The sequence below is a fragment of the Bradyrhizobium sp. GW821-FHT12B03 genome, from assembly GCF_058807535.1.
In genome coordinates, this window is the sequence record NZ_JBXAQU010000001.1 from 596,631 (window position 1) to 615,079 (window position 18,449).

The following is an 18,449-nucleotide window of genomic DNA, read 5'->3' on the forward strand; positions in this document are numbered from 1 at the left end:
GAGGCTAAGCGGCATCGGTGCCTGTTGAAACTGCTGCCGCGCGCTCCGTCCTCATCCTGAGGAGCCCGCCTGAAGCGGGCGTCTCGAAGGATGGGCCGCAAGAAATCGTCCAGCCTCGTTTCTCTCGCATGCGATTGCGGTGCGCCTGACGGAGACCCGCGAAAATCGCTTGACCCAGGCGGCCCCGGATGGTCGGTAGGATCGTCTAGGGATGAAATAAAGACAACATGCGGCTTCCGTTCTTCTACGGCTGGGTCGTGGTCGCGGTGACCTTCGTCACCATGGCCATCGGGGTCAACGCGCGCACGGCGTTCTCGCTGTTCTTTCCGCCGATCATCTCCGAGTTCGGCTGGGAGCGCGGCGTCACCGCAGGTGCCTTCTCCTTCGGCTTCGTGGTGTCGGGCGTGGTCAGTCCGCTGATCGGCCGCCTGATGGATCGCGCAGGTCCCCGCGCGGTGATGGAGCTCGGCGTCGTGCTGATGGGCGGCGGGCTGCTGCTCGCCCCGCTCACCAGCGAGCCCTGGCATCTCTATGTGACCATCGGCGTGATGGTCGGAGCCGGCAGCGTCTGTCTCGGCTATTCCGGCCAGTCGCTGTTTCTGCCGAACTGGTTCATCCGCAAGCGCGGCTTCGCCATCGGCATCGCCTTTGCCGGCGTCGGCATCGGCTCGGTGACGCTGCTGCCGTGGGTGCAGCACATGATCGAGCAGACCGGCTGGCGCACCGCCTGCACCGCAATGGGCCTGCTCATCCTGATCGTGCTGGCGCCGATCAATCTGTTCCTGCGCAAACGCCCCGAGGATGTCGGCCTTCAGCCGGACGGCGATGCCGCGCCGGTCGCGGGTGCCGCCAAACCAATCTCCAACATCGTCGATCCCGTCTGGGTCAATACCGAGTGGACGCTCAAGCGTGCCGTCGCGACGGCGCGGTTCTGGTGGATCGCGGTCGGCTATTTCTCCGGCCTGTACATCTGGTACGCGGTGCAGGTGCACCAAACAAAATTCCTGCTCGATATCGGCTTCAGTCCCGGTGTCGCGGTGTGGGCGCTCGGCGTCGTCAGCCTGCTCGGCATTCCCGGCCAGATCGTGCTGGGCCATGTCTCCGACCGGATCGGACGGGAATGGGTCTGGGCGATCAGCTGCACGGGTTTTGTCATCTGCTTCGCCGCGCTGATGGCGCTGAAGTATCAGCCCTCGCTCTGGCTCGTCTATCTCATGGTGTTCGCGCAAGGCGCGCTCGGCTACGGCCTCACCTCGATCATGGGCGCGGTGGTGTTCGAGATTTTCCAGGGCAAGCACCAGGGCAGCATTTTTGGGGTGATCATGCTGGCGGCGCTGGCGGGCGGCGCGGCCGGTCCCTGGGTGACGGGTATCCTCCATGATCGCACCGGTGACTACACGCTCGCCTTCGCCATCGCCGTCGTCATGAGCGGACTGTCGGCGCTGTCGGTCTGGCGGGCATCGCCGGGCAAGGTGCGGGCTGTCGCCGGCCGGCTGCACAAGCTGCACGGTGGAACCGCTGCGGAATAAGTTCCGCGAGCACCAAAATACCTTCATTGCTTTCGCGGAATGTTAAGCATGTCGCCTCATCGCCCGAGGCGACGCTGTTGCAAAAACGTCTTGGACACCATCGGAGCATTAGCGTCGAGCCGATTGCCGCATCTTCCCGATGCCTCCGGGTCAGACGATGTCCGCCTCCGATTGCCTTGTGACAGAAATTCCGGACGTGCTGCGCGCCGCGCTCGAACGCGCCGACGATGGTGTCGCCATCGTCGATGACACGCATCGCATCACGTATTTCAATGCCGCAGCCGAGCGGATCTGGAAGCTCGCACGCGCCGAGGTGCTCGGCCGCGACGCCGACATTCTCACCCTCAGGTGCCTTCAGGCCGATCCAATTGCCGGTTTCCGCGATGAGATCAGCCTCGTGCGGCGCGACGGCAGCCGCATCAAGGCGCTCGTGTCGATGTCGTCTGCGACCGTCGACGGCAGGGTCCATCACATCGTATTCGCGCGCGACGTCACCGCTGACGCGGAACGCCGCGTCAGGATCGGGCTTCTCCACGCCGTCTCCGACCAGACCAACCGCGCGGTCATCATCACCGACGTCGAACAGAACATCGTCTACGTCAATTCGGCATTCACGGCGCTGTTCGGCTATACCAGCGAGGAGGCCGAAGGGCGTCGCGCCGGCGAGCTCATCGCCGGCTGCCACACCGATCGCAAGGCCGTCGCGAAGCTCGTCAAGCGCCTGATGACTGGCGGCCGGCGCAGCGAAATCGAGACGCTGGTCTACGACAAGGACGGCGAGGAGATCTGGGTGTGTGCCCGGATCGACGCCTTCCGCGACAAGAAGGGCAGGGTCAGGCATATCTTCGCGCTGCTCGAGGACATCACCGAGACCAAGCAGCTCCGCTCGCTCCAGCAGCTCATCATGAGTGCGCTGGCCGACGAGGTTCCGATCGCCGAGATTGCCGACCGGCTGTGTCGCCGCGTCGAGGAGATCGCGCCCGACGTGGTCTGCTCGCTGCTTCACGTCGATGCCGCGGGCCTGATCCATCCGCTCGGCGGTCCGAGCCTGCCCGAGGACTATTCCCGCGCGCTGGACGGCGTTGCGATCGGTCCCAATGTCGGCTCCTGCGGCACCGCCGCTTTCTATGGCGAGCCGGTCCTGGCTGAAGATCTCGACACCGATCCGCGCTGGCAGCCCTACAAGGCCATGCCGCTCGGGATCGGCCTGCGCGCCTGCTGGTCGACCCCGGTCAAGGCCAAGGACGGTCGGGTCATCGCCACCTTCGCCTTCTACTATCGGGAACCGCGTGCGCCGAGCAACTGGCACCGGCGCATCGTCGATGCCTGCGTCAACCTCGGTGCGTTTGCGATCGAGCGCAAGGAGGCACGTGCGGAGATCGCGCGGCTTGCCTATCACGACATCCTCACCGGCCTGCCCAACCGCGCGCAGCTGCGGCACCTGATCTCGGCCGCAATCGACGCCTGTCCGGCGGGCAGCCACGTCGCGCTCGCCTTCCTCGACGTCGACCATTTCAAGGACGTCAACGACACGCTCGGTCACGCGGCGGGCGACGAGCTGCTGATCCAGCTCGCGCAGCGCCTGCGCGAGCAGATCGGGCCCGAAGACATCCTGGGCCGGCTCGGCGGCGACGAATTCGTCGTGTTGCTGCCGCATCGCGACGCCGAGGGTGCGGAGCGTGTCGCGACCGGGATCACCGAGGCGCTGTCCGCGCCGCTGCGGTTCGGCTCCAGGCAGATGCAGATGTCGGCCAGCATCGGCATCAGCCTCTATCCCGATCATGCCACCGACATCGACACGCTGATGCAGCAGGCCGACGCCGCCATGTACATGGCCAAGCAGGCCGGACGTTCGACCCATCGGCTGTTCAGTGCCGAGATGAACGGGCTCACCGAGCAGAGGCTGGCGCTGATCGCGGCGCTGCGCCGCGCCATCGCCGAGGGCGAGCTGACGCTCAGCTACCAGCCGCAGATCCGCAGCTCCGACGGCGCGATCCACGGCCTCGAGGCGCTGGCGCGCTGGCATGATGCCGTGCTCGGCGACGTCTCGCCGGCAAAATTCATCCCGCTCGCCGAAGAGTGCGGCCTGATCGAGCAGATCGGCCTGTGGTCGGTGCGCGAGGCCTGCCGGCAGATGGCGAGCTGGCGCCGTGCCGGCCTCAACATTCCCTGCGTATCGGTCAATTTGTCGCCGATCAATTTCCGCAACGTCACGCTGGCCGCGCGGCTCAAGGGCATCCTCGCCGAATACGATTTGCCCGCGGATGCCTTGATGCTGGAGATCACCGAAGGCGCGTTCATGCAGGACAGCGTCGCCGCGCTCGATACCATGAACGCGATCCGCGAGCTTGGCGTCGGACTCTCGGTGGACGATTTCGGCACCGGCTATTCCAGCCTCAGCCGTCTCGCCCATCTGCCGATCCGCGAGCTCAAGATCGACCGCAGTTTCATGCGCGATATCGAGAAAGACGCGGGCGCGCTCGCCATCGCCACCGCCGTGGTGCGCGTCGGCCAGGGCCTCGGCATGACCGTCGTCGCCGAAGGCGTCGAGACCGAGGGCCAGCGCAAGGTGCTGGCCGAACTCGGCTGCGACGTGGTGCAAGGCTTCCTCTACGCGCCGGCTCTTGCGCCCATCGCGTTCGAGCGCTGGCTGATCGAGCACTGTGCCGAGCAGGCGAGGGCGATGCTGGGAAGGCTCGGCGTTGCGCCTGCGGATCGCGACGTGGTGAAGCGCTCGGCGTAGGCCCGGGATCTGTTGCTCACGCATCGAATGATGCGTATTGGGCCCGGCAAGACAGATGCCATTCAATCGACTTCACGTTCCGCAGGCATTGGCGATTGCGACGTGCCAGGCAATCAATGCGTGCCTCTTCAGCGGAACTGGATCGGTCAAGTCGGTTCTGGGCTATCGTCGATAAACCCAGCCGCTCCGCGATCGAGCTGGAAAGCCTCCGGCCAAAACGCTTCCATCAAACGTCGGTCGCGCTCACCCTGCCGCCAACCCCGTCCTCCGCCGCAAATCCGTGATCGCGCGCAGAAAGCTGTCGGCCGGCGTCGTCTCCGGATCGATCAGCCGGTGCAGCCGAAAGCCATCCTCCAGCGCCAGCACGACGGAGGCCATCCACGGCGGGTTCAGCGAGTTGTTCCTGCCATTGCTCTTCAGCGTCGCCTCGACGATGTCGGCGATCAGCTTGCGCCGCGCGCGCAGCCGTTTTGCAAGTTCCGGGCGGCGCTTCTCGGCGCGCGCGACGAACAGGATCATCTCCATGTGGAGGAGCGGCGAGCGGCCGAGCGGATCCTGCCGGGTGCGGTCCATCGCCTTCAGCGCGGCGATGAAATCGTCGAGATTGTCGTGCTGGGCGAGGATGTCCATGTTGCGCCGGATCGACTGATCGACATGGTCCTCGAGCATGGCGATGATCAGCTCGTCCTTGCTCTTGAAATTCGAGTAGAACGCGCCGCGGGTGAAGCCGGCCGCAGCCGCGATCGCCTCGATGCTGGCGCCGCCGATGCCGTCTGCCTCGAACACCCGCGCGGCCGCCTCGAACAGCCTGTCGCGCGTATCGTCCCTGGTCGGCCTGGTTCTCACCCTTGACATGGCGCCAGGTTAGGGCAGAATGCAACTCGATACAATAATGTATCGAGTTGATAATTGACTCGAACGATTTCGGGGATGGTTACGCCGGGCTTTGGGGCAGCCTTGCGTATTCGTGTCATGCGGCAACCGATGTGAGGTCACCATGAACGAGCAAGCGCAACCCACAGGCGGCGATCCGCTGTTCAATCCGCTGGCGCCGGACTTCATCCGCGATCCCTATCCGCATTACGACCGGCTGCGCACGATCGATCCCGTCCACGTGACGCCGTTCGGCCAGTTCGTCACCAGCCGCCATGCCGACGTCAGCCTCGTGATGCGCGACAAGCGCTTCGGCAAGGATTTCGTCGAGCGCTCCAAGCGCCGCTATAGCCCCGCCATCATGGACGAGCCGGTGTTTCGCAGCATGAGCCACTGGATGCTGCAGTCCGATCCGCCGGACCATACCCGACTGCGCGGCCTCGTCGTGAAGGCCTTCACCGCGCGCCGGGTCGAGGACATGCGGCCGCGCATCCAGGAGATCGTCGACCAGGCCATCGATGCGGTGATCGAGCGCGGCCACATGGACCTGATCGACGATTTCGCCTTCCGCCTGCCTGTGACCATCATCTGCGACATGCTCGGCATCCCCGAGGACCATCGCGAGGTGTTCTACAAGAGCTCGCGCGACGGCGGGCGGCTGCTCGATCCCGTGCCGCTCTCGCCGGAGGAGATCGCCAGGGGCAACGCCGGCAACATGATGGCGCAGATGTATTTCCAGCAGCTGTTCGATCTGCGTCGCAAAAATCCCGGCGACGACCTCATCACCCAGCTGGTGCAGGCCGAGGAAGACGGCAACAAGCTCACCAATGAGGAGCTGACCGCCAACATCATCCTGCTGTTCGGCGCCGGCCACGAGACCACCGTCAACCTGATCGGCAACGGCCTCCTGGCGCTCTACCGCAATCCGGACCAGCTCGCGCTGCTCAAGGCGCGGCCGGAGCTGATGATTGGCGCGATCGAGGAGTTCTTGCGCTACGATTCGTCGGTGCAGATGACCGGGCGCGTCGCGCTGGAGGACATCGAGGATCTCGGCGGCAAGAGCATTCCCAGGGGCGAGACCGTGCTGTGCCTGCTCGGCTCGGCCAACCGCGATCCGGCGGTCTACCCCGACCGTCCTGATCAGCTCGACGTCACCAGGCAGAACGTCAAGCCGCTGTCGTTCGGCGGCGGCATCCATTTCTGCCTGGGGGCCCAGTTGGCGCGGATCGAGGCCGAAATCGCCATCGCCACGCTCCTGCGGCGGCTGCCTGACTTGCGCATCGACGACATCGAGAACCCGGAATGGCGGCCGACCTTCGTGTTGCGCGGCCTGACGCGCCTGCCGGCCAGCTGGTGAGGCCGGCCCGTTAACCTCCGCGCGCAACAGTCGCTGTGACTTCGCCACACTTCCCCCTATATAAGGAGCTGTTCCGGCGCGCCTGAGGCCCTCAGGTTGGGCCCGGGCCGGTTTGGCCGAGGGGAGACCCGTGCAGACGACGCTGCTCGGATTGGCGATTGCCTTCATCATTGCGCTGCTGGCCGCGCTGATCGGGCCTTACTTCATCGACTGGAACCAGTTCAGGCCCCAGTTCGAGGCGGAGGCAGGCCGGATCATCGGTGTGCCGGTGCGGGTGGCGGGCGAGCTCGACGCGCGGCTGCTGCCGGCGCCGACCCTGCGGCTGCGTTCGGTCACCTTCGGCGGCAACAACGATCTCGGCCGGCTGCGCGCCGACAAGCTCGACGTCGAGTTCAGCCTCTCCTCGCTGATGCGCGGCGAATGGCGCGCCACCGAGCTGACGGTCAATGGCATGGCGGTCGATCTCGGCCTCGACGCCCGCGGGCGGGTCGATCTGCCGTCCACCGCGCGCGGCACGTTCAATCTGGCTTCGCTGGCGATCGAGCGCCTCAATCTCACCGGCCGCATCGCGCTGCATGACGCCGCCAGCCGCTCGACGCTGGAGCTGAGCGACATCGCCTTCTCCGGCGACGTCCGCTCGCTGGCCGGCTCGGTGCGCGGCGACGGCAGCTTCACCGCGATCGGGGTGCGCTACCCGTTCCGCATCTCCTCCGGCCCGAGCGCCGACGGCAGCGCCACCCGTCTCCACCTCAACATCGATCCCGGCGAGCGCGCTGTCCTCGCCGATCTCGAAGGCGTGCTCGCCTTCGACAACCGCCTGCCGAAATTCGACGGTGCGCTGACGCTCGCGGTGCCCGCCGTGAAGAAGGCCGGCGAGGCCGGGCCGATGCCCTGGAAGCTCACCGCAAAACTCAAGGCCGATCCCGCCGGCGCCAAATTCGACCAGATCGACGCCAGCCTCGGCGCCGAGGACAACGCCTTGAAAGTCGGCGGCGTCGGCGACCTCAGGTTCGGCGCCTCGCCGCTGCTGCGCGCGGTGCTGTCGGCGCGCCAGATCGATGCCGACAGGCTGGCCGGCAAGGACGATGCCGAGCCGCTGCGCATCCTGCCGGCGCTGCGCGCAGGGCTTGCCGCAATCCCGCAGGCGCCGATCCCGGCGCAGATCGAGTTCAACTCCGACCAGATCATGCTGGGCGGCCGTCCGCTGCAGAACATCGCGGCCGAGCTCAAGACCGACGGCCGGTCCTGGACTTTCCAGCGGCTCGAGCTGCGCGCGCCCGGCATGACGCAGCTCTCGCTCAACGGCTCTGCGCCCGGCGCCGACAGTTTCAGCGGCCGTCTCAGCATCGAATCCTCCGATCCCGATACGCTGGTGGCCTGGCTTCAGGGCCGCAGCGAGATCAATCGCCGCAGCACGCGGCCGCTGCGCCTTGCCGGCGATGTGACGATCGCCGCCAATCATCTCGCCATCGACAGGCTGAAGGCCGACATCGAAGGCGGCGCGGTCGAGGGCCGCATCGGCTTCGTGCAGACGGGCGCGAGCAAGGGCTCGCGGATCGACGCGGAGCTCAAGGCCGATCGTCTCGATCTCGACGCCGCCGCAAGTTTCGTGCGCGCGCTCGCCGGGCCGCAAGGCGAATGGCCGGAGGAAGCAAAGCTCTCGCTCGATATCGGCCGTGCGATCTCCGCCGGCCAGGAGCTGCGGCCGTTCGCGGCCAAGCTCGGCTACGGTCCAAATGCGCTGTCGCTGGAGCAGTTGCGGTTCGGTCAGACTAGCGGCGTGACCACCGAGGCGAGCGGCAGTTTTGATCGCACCAAAGCCACCGGCAAGCTCGCGCTGAAATCCTCGGCCAATTCGCTGCGCGAGCTGACCGCGCTGATCGAGCCGTTTGCGCCGTCGGTCCGCGCACGCTTCGATGCCCTCCCGTCATTGCCGGGCGCGACCCGCCTTAAACTCGATCTCAGCCTCGACAGGAACGCCGAGCATACCGATCGCAGCGACGCGCGCGCCGTGCTCGATCTCGACGCGCCGCAGCTCAAGGTCACCGCGACGCTGGCCGCGCAGACGCCGCTCGCAGCCGTCAACGGCATCGACATCGACCGCCTGCGCAACAGCGACTTCACGCTGGACTCGAAAATCTCGACGCCGCAGGCGGGCGCACTGCTGGCGCTGCTCGGCCTCGATCGCATGGTGGCGGCAGGCGAGGGCGCTTCGCAGTTCGAAGGCAAGGTGAACGGCGCCTGGCGCCAGCCGCTGCAATTGAATGCGAAGTTGAGCGGCGGCGGGCTGGACGCGGACGCGCAAGGCAGCGTCGAGCTGTCGGAGCCGAAAGCCAACGTGAATCTGCGCGTGCGTAACGTCAACCTCGCGCCGCTGTTCGGCACCAGCCCCGCGGACAAATCGACTCAGAACGTCAACCTGTCGTCCCGCCTCACGCTATCGGGCAACCGTCTGACCTTCGACGATCTCGACAGCAGCATGGCCGGCTCGCATCTGCGCGGCCGTCTGGCGGTCACGCTCGACCAGGAGAAGAGCGTTGACGGCGAGGTAGGCCTCGACTCGCTCGATCTTGCGCCCGCGCTCGCGATGGCGATCGGCGCGGCGGGACATGATGGCGGCGAGCCGCTGCGCGCGGGGCTGCTCGGTGGCTGGCGCGGCCGCATCGCCTTCCAGGCGTTGCGCGGCACGTTGCCGGGCGTCGAGTTGCGTCCCTTCGGCGGAACGATCCGCAGCGACGGCCAGTCGCTCGCGCTCGATGCGCTGAAGGGCAATGTCGGCGGCGGCGAGATGTCGGCGAGTCTCGACGCGCGCAATGGCGCCAATGGCCTCGCGCTGAACGCGCGCGTCGATCTCAGCAATGTCGATGCGACGACGCTGCGCTACCGCGACCTTGCGCTGCCCAAGGGACGCGCGTCGGTGCAGATGGCATTGACCAGCCAGGGCCGCAGCGTTGCGGCCCTCACCGGCGCGCTCGCCGGCAACGGCACGGTGACGCTGGACTCCGCTGAAATCAGTGGCCTCAATCCCCGCGCCTTCGAGATCGCCATCCGCGCCAGCGACGGCGGCCAGGTCGCCGACGACAACCGCCTGCGGCAACTGGTCGAGCCTGCGCTGGCGGCGGGTCCGATTGCGGTCGCCTCGGCGCAGATTCCGTTCACGATCCGCGACGGACGGCTGCGCGTCGGTGCCACGCCGCTGGAAGCGAAGAACGCCCGCGCCATCGTTTCCGGCGGCTACGACATTCCCGCCGACCAGGCCGACATCCGCGCCAGCCTGACGCCGATCATGACCGGGCTCTCCGGCGCGCCACCGGAGATCCAGCTGTTCGCGGCGGGTCCCCCCGACAAGCTCAATCGCACCGTCGATCTTGCGCCGCTGTCCTCGTGGCTCGCGGTGCGCACGATCGATCGCGAGACGCGCCGGCTGGACGCGATCGAGCGCGGCGAGCCGCCGCCGGCGACCGCGGCGCTGCCGATGCTGGTCTCGCCCGATCCCGCGCCGGAGCCGTCGCTCACCGACGTGCCGATGCCCGGCCGCGATCCGCGCCGCGCGCCGCCGAAGCCCAGGCTCGAGCCAAAGGCCGCGCCGACGCCGAAGGCGCCGCAAGCCGCGCCCGCCGTGCCAAGTCCTCCGCTCGCAAGTCCTCCGCTCGCAAGTCCGCCGCTCGCAAATCCGCCACTCACGAGCCCGCCGCTCGCCAGCCAGCAGGTCGCGCCCTTGCCGCCGCCGATCGAAGTGCGGCCGGCCCCGGGCCCTGCGCCCGCAAAGCCCAAGCCGAAGCCGCCGCTGGTGCTGACGCCGTCGAACCCGTAAACGCAGCACTCGTCATGCCCGGGCTTGTCCCGGGCATCCACGTTCTTCGTCCCGTGCGGTGAGGCGTGGATGGCCGGGACAAGCCCGGCCATGACGTCGGAGAGACATCAGTGCCTCAAGCTTCTCCCGCTTGCGGGAGAGCCCACCTCCCACGCCTTGCGCGCCGGTAAATCCATTCCCTCGCATTTTAACGAATTTTGCCCGGCAAAACTGATCTGCCGGTTTTACTGGATTCTCGCGTTTGTTCCCTAGTCTCGGCTCTCAGAGGAATTCGGCGTCGCGCCAACACGGGCGGGACGGCCCGCCAAGAAGCTGGCCAAGAACTCGGCCAAGAACTGGGGTGATCGACATGAACGGGGCGAAATCGCTTCTACAGGATCTGGACGACGCGATCGCGCGCGGCACCGACGAAAGCCGGGCACGCGCGCTGTGGCACGCGACCGACATTCTGATCACCGGCCGCTACAGCGACGACGAGATCAGCATGTTCGGCGAGGTCATCGGCCGGCTTGCCGACGAGATCGAGGTCGCGGCGCGAACGCAGCTCTCCGAGTTGATGTCGGCGTGCGATCATGCCCCGCTCAACGTCATCGAGAAGCTCGCGCTCGACGACGAGATCGCGGTCGCCGGTCCCGTGCTGCGCGACTCCACGCGGATCGACGAGAAGATGCTGGTCGAGAGCGCCCTGACCAAGGGCCAGTCGCATCTGCTCGCGATTGCCCAGCGCAAGTCGATCGGCGAGGCCGTCACCGACGTGCTGGTCAAGCGTGGCGACCAGGAGGTCGTGACGTCCGTCGCAAAGAACGAGGGCGCGCGCTTCTCCGGCTCGGGCCTGCTGCACATGGTCCGCCGTGCCGAGGGCGACTCGATTCTTGCCGAGCAACTCGGCCTGCGCAAGGACGTGCCGCGGCACATCTTCCAGCAGCTGATCTCGAAGGCGTCGGAAGACGTCCGCCGCCGGCTCGAGAGCGAGCGCCCCGAGATGATGGCGCAGATCCAGAGCTCGGTGACCGAGGTCACCGGCGATCTGCAATCCAAGTTCGGTCCGTCCTCGCGCAGCTATTTCGTCGCCAAACGCGTGGTGACGACGCAGTACCGCCAGGGCAACCTCAACCAGGATTCGATCTCGAACTATGCGCGCCAGCATCGCTTCGACGAGGTGCAGATCGGCCTGTCGCTGCTCTCGGCGCTGCCGGTCGACGTGATCGAGCGCGCGCTGATGGACCGCAACCGCGAGATGATCCTGGTGCTGTGCAAGGCGCTCAACTTCTCCTGGGACACGACGATGTCGCTGCTGTTCCTCGGCGCCAAGGATCATTTGATCACCGCGCGCGAGCTCCAGGACAACGAGCGCGAGTTCGGCCGGCTCAAGATCGAGACCTCGCGCAGCATTCTGAAATTCTACCAGTCGCGCAAGACCGGCGCGGGTGCCGATGCGGGCCGCCAGCCCGAGCTGCAGGTGCACTGAGCAGGTTCACTGGGCATCATCCCGGAATTGGCAGGGGAGTATTCGCAAATGTTGCCTCAATTCGGCACCGCCGTTCGCAAGAAGAAGCTCGACAACGCCTTCGCCGCCGATGTCGGCGGCGGAGCTCCGGACAAGGCCTCGGTCGACGCCGCCTGGCTGGTGCTGGAGGCCGCCAACGACCTCGGCGATCACGCCGCGATCGAAGCCTGCCGCCGCGTCATCGACGCCGAGCTGAACGGCACGGTCGCCGGCGGTGCGGACCTTGATCTGGTGCTGGGGTATTTCAGGTAGGTTCCGTAGCCCGGATGGAGCGCAGCGCAATCCGGGGCTGCTGTGTCTGCGCAAGAAGACCCGGATTGCGCTGCGCTCCGTCCGGGCTACGCGACCATTTCCGAGCAGTCATTGCGAGAAGCTCTTGCGACGAAGCAATCCAGACTGTCTCCGCGGAAAGAGCCTGGATTGCTTCGCTACGCTCGCAATGACGGAGTCCGGGGCGCCGTCATTGATTCTGCGTTGAGAGCGACGTAGCTCGAAAATACTTCACGCGTTCGCGCCGCCGTCGACCGTCAATGTCGTTCCCGTGATGTACTTGGCCTTCGCGCTTGCGAGGAACGCCACGGCGCTCGCGATGTCATCCGTCGCGCCGTACCGGCCGAGCGCCATGAACTGCTTCAACGTCTCCGCGGTCGGGCCACTCGCCGGGTTCATGTCGGTGTCGATCGAGCCCGGCTGCACCAGATTGACCGTGACGTCCCTGGGGCCGAGCTCGCGCGCCAGCGCCTTCGTGAACGCGGCCAGCGCTGCCTTCGACCCCGCGTAGACGCCAAGCGCCGGCGAGGGCACGCGGTCGGCGAAATAGCTGCCGATGGTGATGATGCGGCCGCCCTTGCCGAGGTGGCGCAGCGCGGCCTTGCTCGCGACGATCGGCGAACGGACGTTGACGTCCAGCAGCGCGTCGATATCCCCGAGCGAAATGTCGTTGAGGCCGCCCAAGCGAAGAATTCCGGCGTTGTTGACCAGAATATCGAGCCCGCCCAGCGCAGCGACGGTCTTTTCGACCGAGGCCTGAACGGCGGCGACATCGGCGCTGTCGGCCTGGATCGCCACGGCCTTTCGCCCGCTCGCCTTGATGGCGTCCACGACCTTCGCGGCGCTGTCCGCGGACTTCTCGTAGGTGATCGCGACATCGGCGCCTTCGGCGGCAAGCGCCTTCGCGATGGCCGCACCGATACCCCTGCTTGCGCCCGTCACCAGGGCCCGTTTTCCTGCCAGCGTCATCTGATCTCTCCAATTCTGTAACGATCGACACAGAATATGTGGAGTCTTGATCGCGGCGGTCAAGTCAATTATGTGTTGATCATTACAGAAAGGCGGGCGATGGCAGGTCGGCCACGGGAATTTGATCGCGACGCGGCATTGGAAGCCGCCATGCTGCTGTTCTGGCGCAAGGGCTTTGCCGCCGCCTCGATGCACGACCTCTGCGACGCCATGGGCGTCCGCTCGCCGAGCCTCTATGCGGCCTTCGAAAGCAAGGAGGCGCTCTACCTCGCCGCGATCGAGCATTACGTCCTGGCTCACGGGCAGCCGGTCTGGGACAGGCTCGCCGAGGGCGCAACCGCGCGCGAGGGTGTTGAGAACCTGCTGGCCGCGGCGACCGAGACCCTGCCAAAATCCCGGATGACACCGGCGGGCTGCATGGCCGTGCTGGCAGCCGTCAGCGATGAATGGCCGGCCTCCATCGCCCGTGTGATCAGGAAAGTCCGGCTCGACATGCTGGATAGTTTGCGCGCGCGGATCGAGACTGCGGTCGCCAACGGCGAACTGCCTGCTGCGACGGACATTGATGCCCTGAGCCGGTTCTATCTCAGCGTCTTCCAGGGCATGGCCATCCAGGCCAAGGACGGCGCCACGGCGGCGGAGTTGGGGGGGACAGCCAAGGCGGCGATGGCGGCGTGGCCGGCAGAAGGCCGCAAATAGACAAGCCTACGAGACAGGTGCCCAATGGACGAACCTACCGACGATCAGGCAGGCGCTCAACAGGCCGGGTTTGCCGGTGTCGCTCATTGCTGCCGATCGGGACGCCGGGACGACGGCGAAGGAACAGGCTCCTGCGATCACTCGACGCCGCCTTGAACGGGTACGGCATCGCCTATGTGCCGGAGAACATCGCGCAGCCGCACATCGCGTCAGGCGGCCTCGCATTGGTCCTCGACGACTGGTCCCCATGTTCGACGGCTATCACATCTACTATCCGAGCCGGCGCCAGAACTCGCCCGCCTTCAAGGTCATCGTCGATGCGCTGCGCCATCGCGGCGAGTGACATGCGCATCGCGATGAGACGGAGCGGAGGTTCTTCACGCCGAGGCCTCAATCGATGATGAATCCGACCCCGTCGGTCTGCCGTTGCGGTTTCCGGCGGCTTGCGGTGGTGCCATAGAGGCGATTGATGCTGCCGAGCAGATTGGCCTCCGGATCACTTACATTGGCGAAGCCGTCATCCGGCCTGGACAGGTCCTTCGGGTTTGTCGCGCGAACGATATAGGGCGTCACGAGGACGACCAGCTCGCTCTGATTGTTCACGAAGTCCTGGCTTCGGAACAGGGCGCCGAGAACCGGCAGTTGCATCAAGCCGGGTAATCCATTCACGGCTCGCTTTGTCTGGTCCTGGATGAGGCCCGCGATCACCATGGATCCTCCGGAGGGAATCTCGAGCGTGCTTTCCGCCCGCCGCGTCTTGATGGAGGGCACCGTCAGCGAGTTCGTCGTCGTGTCGCTGACGGCCTGAGACAAGGTGATCGCGTGCTCGTTGGACAGCTCCGAGACTTCGGTCATCAGATGCAGGCTGATGCGCCCTTCGGAGAGAACGACGGGGCTGAAATTGAGAGCCAGCCCGAATTTCTTGAAGCTGATCTGTGTCGTGCAGACATGGGTAGTCGGGTCGCAGGAATAGCCCGCCGGAACCGGAAACTCGCCGCCGGAGACAAAGGTGGCCGACTCTCCTGAAACCGATGTCAGCGTCGGTTCGGCCAGGGTGCGCATGATGCCGGCGGTTTCCATCGCCCGCAGCGTTGCCGTCGTTCCGCCGGCCGACAGCGTCACGTTATTTCCTGACACCAGGTTTTGGCCGTAGGCAATGAACGGATTCGAGTTGGTCAGGCTGACGGCGGTGGTACCGGAACTGAGGCTGGTACTGAGATCGATCCCGAGCTGCTTGACGATCGAGCGCGATACTTCCGCAACCGTCACCTTCAACATGACCTGGTCACGGGCCTGCACGACGAGCGAGTTGACGACCTTGTCGGCGGATCCAACGAGGCGAGCCGCCACGTCATTGGCCTGTTGAGCTTCGATCGGGGTCGCGGCCGTACCCGTAAGCATCACGCCATCGCCGATGCCTTCGATCCGGATATTTGAACGCGGAAACATCTGCCGCAACGTGGCGCGTGCACCGTTGAGGTCCCGTTTGACGGCGATGTCATAGGCAACCATCTGCTGGCCCGCGGCATCGAAGAAGACGATGCTGGTCTGGCCGACGGACGCGCCGATGATGTAGGCCCGCTGCGCGGACCGGACCACGGCATTGGCGATCTTGGGATCGGCGACCAGGATATCCTTGGCGTCCCGCGGCAGGTCGACCACGATCGATTTGCCGACGCCGAGCGAGAGGAATTGATAGTTCGACTGCGAAGCCGTGGTTTCCGGTTGAAGGCGGTGCGCCTCGCCGGCGAAAGCCACGGCCGGCCCCCAGCCCAGAAGGGCTGCGAGCACCGCGACGGTCGAGAGTCGCGGGCGTCGCGCGCGTGGCGATTGCCTCCTGATGCTGTTCACGCAAATTCGTTGATGCACTCTGACGGCTCCAGTCGGGTTCGCTCCCCAGCGCCGCCTGCTTGAACGGTCGGGGGTGTGGCGTCAGGCGCCCGCGGGAACAACTGAAACAAATCTGTGGCCGGCGATACGTTCGGAATGTCGGGAAACAGAGCGCTGGCCGCCCGTTACGCAAGCGCCACGGTGTCGCCGCCTGCAATGGCGTGAAGAGACGGCAGCATTCCGGCTGGCGCCATTGTCCTTGCGGCTGTCACCGTCGGGCGCGATAGATCACGACGTCCTCGCCGTGATGCGTCGTACTCTTCTCGAGGACGTAGTTCGATTTCTCCAGCACGCGGCGCGATGCGCCGTGTCCGACGAAGACCAGGCCGATGAGGGACGGCAGCGCGAGTTGCGACAGCCCGATCTGCGTCAGCGCGGTCGCGATCTCGCTTGCAAGTCCCTGGCCCCAGAGGCTGCGCTTGAACGTGTAGGCGATCTCGATCTCGTCCACATCATCCACGAGGATGTGCCGGATGCCCGCCCGTCCGGCGAACGCGCCGTCTTTCGTTCGCAGGACCCACAGCCCGAAGCCATGCTGGTCCCAATGGGCGACGTTGACGGCGAGATAGGTCTTCGTCGCTTCAGCCGAGCGCACGCCGCCGAGATAGCGCGAGACGTCTGGATCGAGATGGAGTTCGATGAGGTCGGGGAGGTGATCTGCGTGCAGTCGCTCGGCGGTCAGCCTGTTGGTGCTGAAGTGATTCATGGACGCAGATGGCCGCTTGGCGCTTGCCGCGATCTTGATGCCGTCGGGGGTCGAGGATGCCAATATGCCCCTGTTTTGCCCGACGGGTCAAGCGAATTTCGGATAATTCGTAAACTGTTGTTTTCGCTGGCCCGGTCTACTGTGCATGGGGTTGTTTTCGAAGTTTTTGTTTTGGAGGGGCGCTACCCCGCCCCCAGCGCCACCGCGACATTGTACGTCACGAGGCTTGCGGCATAAGCCAGCACCAGCATGTAGGTGAAGGTCACCGCCATCCATCGCCAGCTTCCGGTTTCACGCCGGATCACGGCCAGCGTCGAGGCGCATTGCGGGGCGAAGATGTACCAGGCCAGCATCGACAAAGCGGTAGCGAGCGACCATTTCGTCGCCAGCACCTGGCCGATCTGCTCGGCGGCTTCCTTGCCGCCTTCGATCGCGTAGACGGTGCCGAGCGCTGCGACCGCGACCTCGCGCGCCGCCATGCCGGGGATCAGGGCGACCGCGATCTGCCAGTTGAAGCCGACGGGGGCGAGCAGCGGCTCGAGCGCCTTGCCGATGATGGCGGCGAGGCTGAAGTCGATTGCGGGTTCCGTCGCGCCCGCCGGCGGCTGCGGGAACGAGGCCAGGAACCAGATCAGCACCATCATCGAGAAGATCGTGGTGCCGGCGCGGTGAAGAAACATCTTGGCCCGCGTGTAGACGCCGATCGCGATCGATTTCAGCCGCGGCATCTTGTAGTCCGGCAGCTCCAGCATGAATGGCGCCGGCGCATAGTCGCGCAGCATGAAGAATTTGATCAGGAACGAGACGGCGAGCGCGCTGATGATGCCGGCCGCGTAAAGGCCGAACATCACGAGGCCCTGGAGGTTGATGAAGCCCCAGACGTCCCTTGCCGGAATGAAGGCCGAGATGATCAGCGTGTAGACCGGAATGCGCGCCGAGCAGGTCATGAGCGGCGCGATCAGGATCGTGGTCAGCCGGTCGCGCTTGTTGTCGATCACGCGCGTCGCCATGATGCCGGGAATGGCGCAGGCAAAGCTCGACAGCAGCGGAATGAAGGCGCGGCCGTGCAGCCCGGCGCCGCCCATGATGCGGTCCATCAGGAATGCGGCGCGTGCCATGTAGCCGAAATCTTCCAGGAGCAGGATGAACAGGAAGATGATGATGATCTGCGGCAGGAACACGATGACGCTGCCGACGCCCGAGATCACGCCGTTCTGGAGGAAGCTCTGCAGCAGTCCGGCGGGCAGGGTGGCGTGCACGAACTCGCCGAGCGCATCGAAGCCGTTGTTGAGCAGCTCCATCAGCGGCTGGGCCCAGGCGAACACCGCCTGGAACATCACGAACAGGATCAGCGCCAGCACGATGAGGCCGCCGACGGGGTGCAGCACCACCGCGTCGATCCGCGCGGTCCAGGTGTCGGGTCTCGCAGGCAGGCTGACGCAATCGGCGATGATGCGGTCGGCCTCGCGCTGGGTGGAGCGCAATTCGCCGACGCTGAGCGCGCGCCAGGTGTTCTCCTGGGGCTCGGCGGCGAGCCTGGCCGAGATCTCGTCGGTCAGCGTCAGGAGGTCGGCCGTGCCGCCCTTGCGCACCGCGATCGAGGTGACCACGGGTACGCCGAGCTCCTTGGCGAGCCGTTCGACGTCGACGGCGATGCCGCGGCGGGCGGCGATGTCGAACATGTTGAGCACGAGGATCATCGGGCGACCGGTGCGCTTGAGCTCCAGCAGCAGGCGGATGGTCAGGCGCAGATTGGTGGAATCGGCCACGCACAGCACGAGATCGGGCACCGCCTCGCCGGTGGCCTTGCCGAGCACGAAGTCGCGGGTGATCTCCTCGTCCGGGCTGCGGCCGCGCAGGGAATAGGTGCCGGGCAGGTCGACCACCGAGACCTGGCGTCCCTGGGGCGTGACGAAGAAACCTTCCTTGCGCTCGACGGTGACGCCCGGATAGTTCGCAACCTTCTGCCGGCTGCCGGTCAGCGCATTGAACAGCGAGGTCTTGCCGCTGTTTGGCGTGCCGACCAGGGCGAGATGCAGCAGGGGTGCTTCCATGACTTCTAACGATCTGGGATCAAAGGCCTGGGAACGAG

At 66.0% G+C, this 18,449-nt stretch carries 12 protein-coding genes and 1 pseudogene; 8 read left to right on the forward strand and 5 right to left on the reverse strand.

Translation table 11 applies throughout. The features are described 5' to 3' along the window. The first annotated feature begins 227 nt into the window (after window positions 1-227). Both AC1RUR_RS02910 and AC1RUR_RS02915 read left to right on the forward strand, forming a co-directional pair. Window positions 228-1,529: an MFS transporter gene (locus AC1RUR_RS02910; RefSeq protein WP_492841124.1), complete on the forward strand. Its 1,302-nt coding sequence runs from the start codon at window positions 228-230 to the stop codon at window positions 1,527-1,529. A gap of 157 nt (window positions 1,530-1,686) precedes the next feature. Then, entirely contained in the window at window positions 1,687-4,272 is a 2,586-nt protein-coding gene (locus AC1RUR_RS02915) for an EAL domain-containing protein (RefSeq protein WP_492841126.1), read from the forward strand. Between the two features lie 243 nt (window positions 4,273-4,515). On the opposite strand, the gene AC1RUR_RS02920 is transcribed toward AC1RUR_RS02915, so the two are convergent. Then, window positions 4,516-5,127 carry a TetR/AcrR family transcriptional regulator gene (locus AC1RUR_RS02920; protein ID WP_492841128.1) on the reverse strand — a complete coding sequence of 204 codons (612 nt, stop codon included), beginning with the start codon at window positions 5,125-5,127 and terminating at the stop codon, window positions 4,516-4,518. A gap of 142 nt (window positions 5,128-5,269) precedes the next feature. Here AC1RUR_RS02920 and AC1RUR_RS02925 point away from each other — a divergent pair, with 142 nt between their 5' ends. The 4 genes from AC1RUR_RS02925 (at window position 5,270) to AC1RUR_RS02940 (ending at window position 12,075) form a co-directional block, all read left to right on the forward strand. Further along, window positions 5,270-6,502 carry a cytochrome P450 gene (locus AC1RUR_RS02925; RefSeq protein WP_492841130.1) on the forward strand — a complete coding sequence of 411 codons (1,233 nt, stop codon included), beginning with the start codon at window positions 5,270-5,272 and terminating at the stop codon, window positions 6,500-6,502. A 130-nt stretch (window positions 6,503-6,632) separates the two neighbouring features. Beyond that, window positions 6,633-10,316, forward strand: coding sequence for an AsmA family protein (locus tag AC1RUR_RS02930; RefSeq protein ID WP_492841132.1), 3,684 nt, complete (start codon window positions 6,633-6,635; stop codon window positions 10,314-10,316). 349 nt (window positions 10,317-10,665) lie between these two features. After that, a complete protein-coding gene (locus AC1RUR_RS02935; RefSeq protein WP_492841134.1) occupies window positions 10,666-11,784 on the forward strand; it encodes a DUF2336 domain-containing protein in 1,119 nt (372 codons plus the stop codon). Between the two features lie 48 nt (window positions 11,785-11,832). Next, a complete protein-coding gene (locus AC1RUR_RS02940) occupies window positions 11,833-12,075 on the forward strand; it encodes a hypothetical protein (RefSeq protein WP_492841136.1) in 243 nt (80 codons plus the stop codon). Between the two features lie 249 nt (window positions 12,076-12,324). Here AC1RUR_RS02940 and AC1RUR_RS02945 read toward each other — a convergent pair whose 3' ends face one another. Then, a complete protein-coding gene (locus AC1RUR_RS02945) occupies window positions 12,325-13,062 on the reverse strand; it encodes a 3-oxoacyl-ACP reductase family protein (protein ID WP_492841138.1) in 738 nt (245 codons plus the stop codon). 150 nt (window positions 13,063-13,212) lie between these two features. On the opposite strand from AC1RUR_RS02945, the gene AC1RUR_RS02950 reads away from it, so the two are divergent. Further along, the gene (locus tag AC1RUR_RS02950) at window positions 13,213-13,761 is read left to right on the forward strand and encodes a TetR/AcrR family transcriptional regulator (RefSeq protein WP_492841140.1); all 549 of its coding nucleotides are present in this window, start codon (window positions 13,213-13,215) and stop codon (window positions 13,759-13,761) included. 140 nt (window positions 13,762-13,901) lie between these two features. Further along, window positions 13,902-14,104: pseudogene (locus AC1RUR_RS02955) on the forward strand (LysR substrate-binding domain-containing protein); the annotation flags it as partial. 47 nt (window positions 14,105-14,151) lie between these two features. On the opposite strand, the gene AC1RUR_RS02960 reads toward AC1RUR_RS02955, so the two are convergent. The 3 genes from AC1RUR_RS02960 to feoB form a co-directional block, all read right to left on the reverse strand. Next, on the reverse strand, window positions 14,152-15,603 hold the full coding sequence (locus AC1RUR_RS02960; protein WP_492841592.1) for a type II and III secretion system protein family protein: 1,452 nt from the start codon (window positions 15,601-15,603) through the stop codon (window positions 14,152-14,154). Window positions 15,604-15,859: 256 nt separating this feature from the next. Further along, a complete protein-coding gene (locus AC1RUR_RS02965; RefSeq protein ID WP_492841594.1) occupies window positions 15,860-16,357 on the reverse strand; it encodes a GNAT family N-acetyltransferase in 498 nt (165 codons plus the stop codon). 182 nt (window positions 16,358-16,539) lie between these two features. Next, window positions 16,540-18,411: a ferrous iron transporter B gene (gene feoB, locus AC1RUR_RS02970; RefSeq protein ID WP_492841142.1), complete on the reverse strand. Its 1,872-nt coding sequence runs from the start codon at window positions 18,409-18,411 to the stop codon at window positions 16,540-16,542. Window positions 18,412-18,449 lie beyond the last annotated feature (38 nt).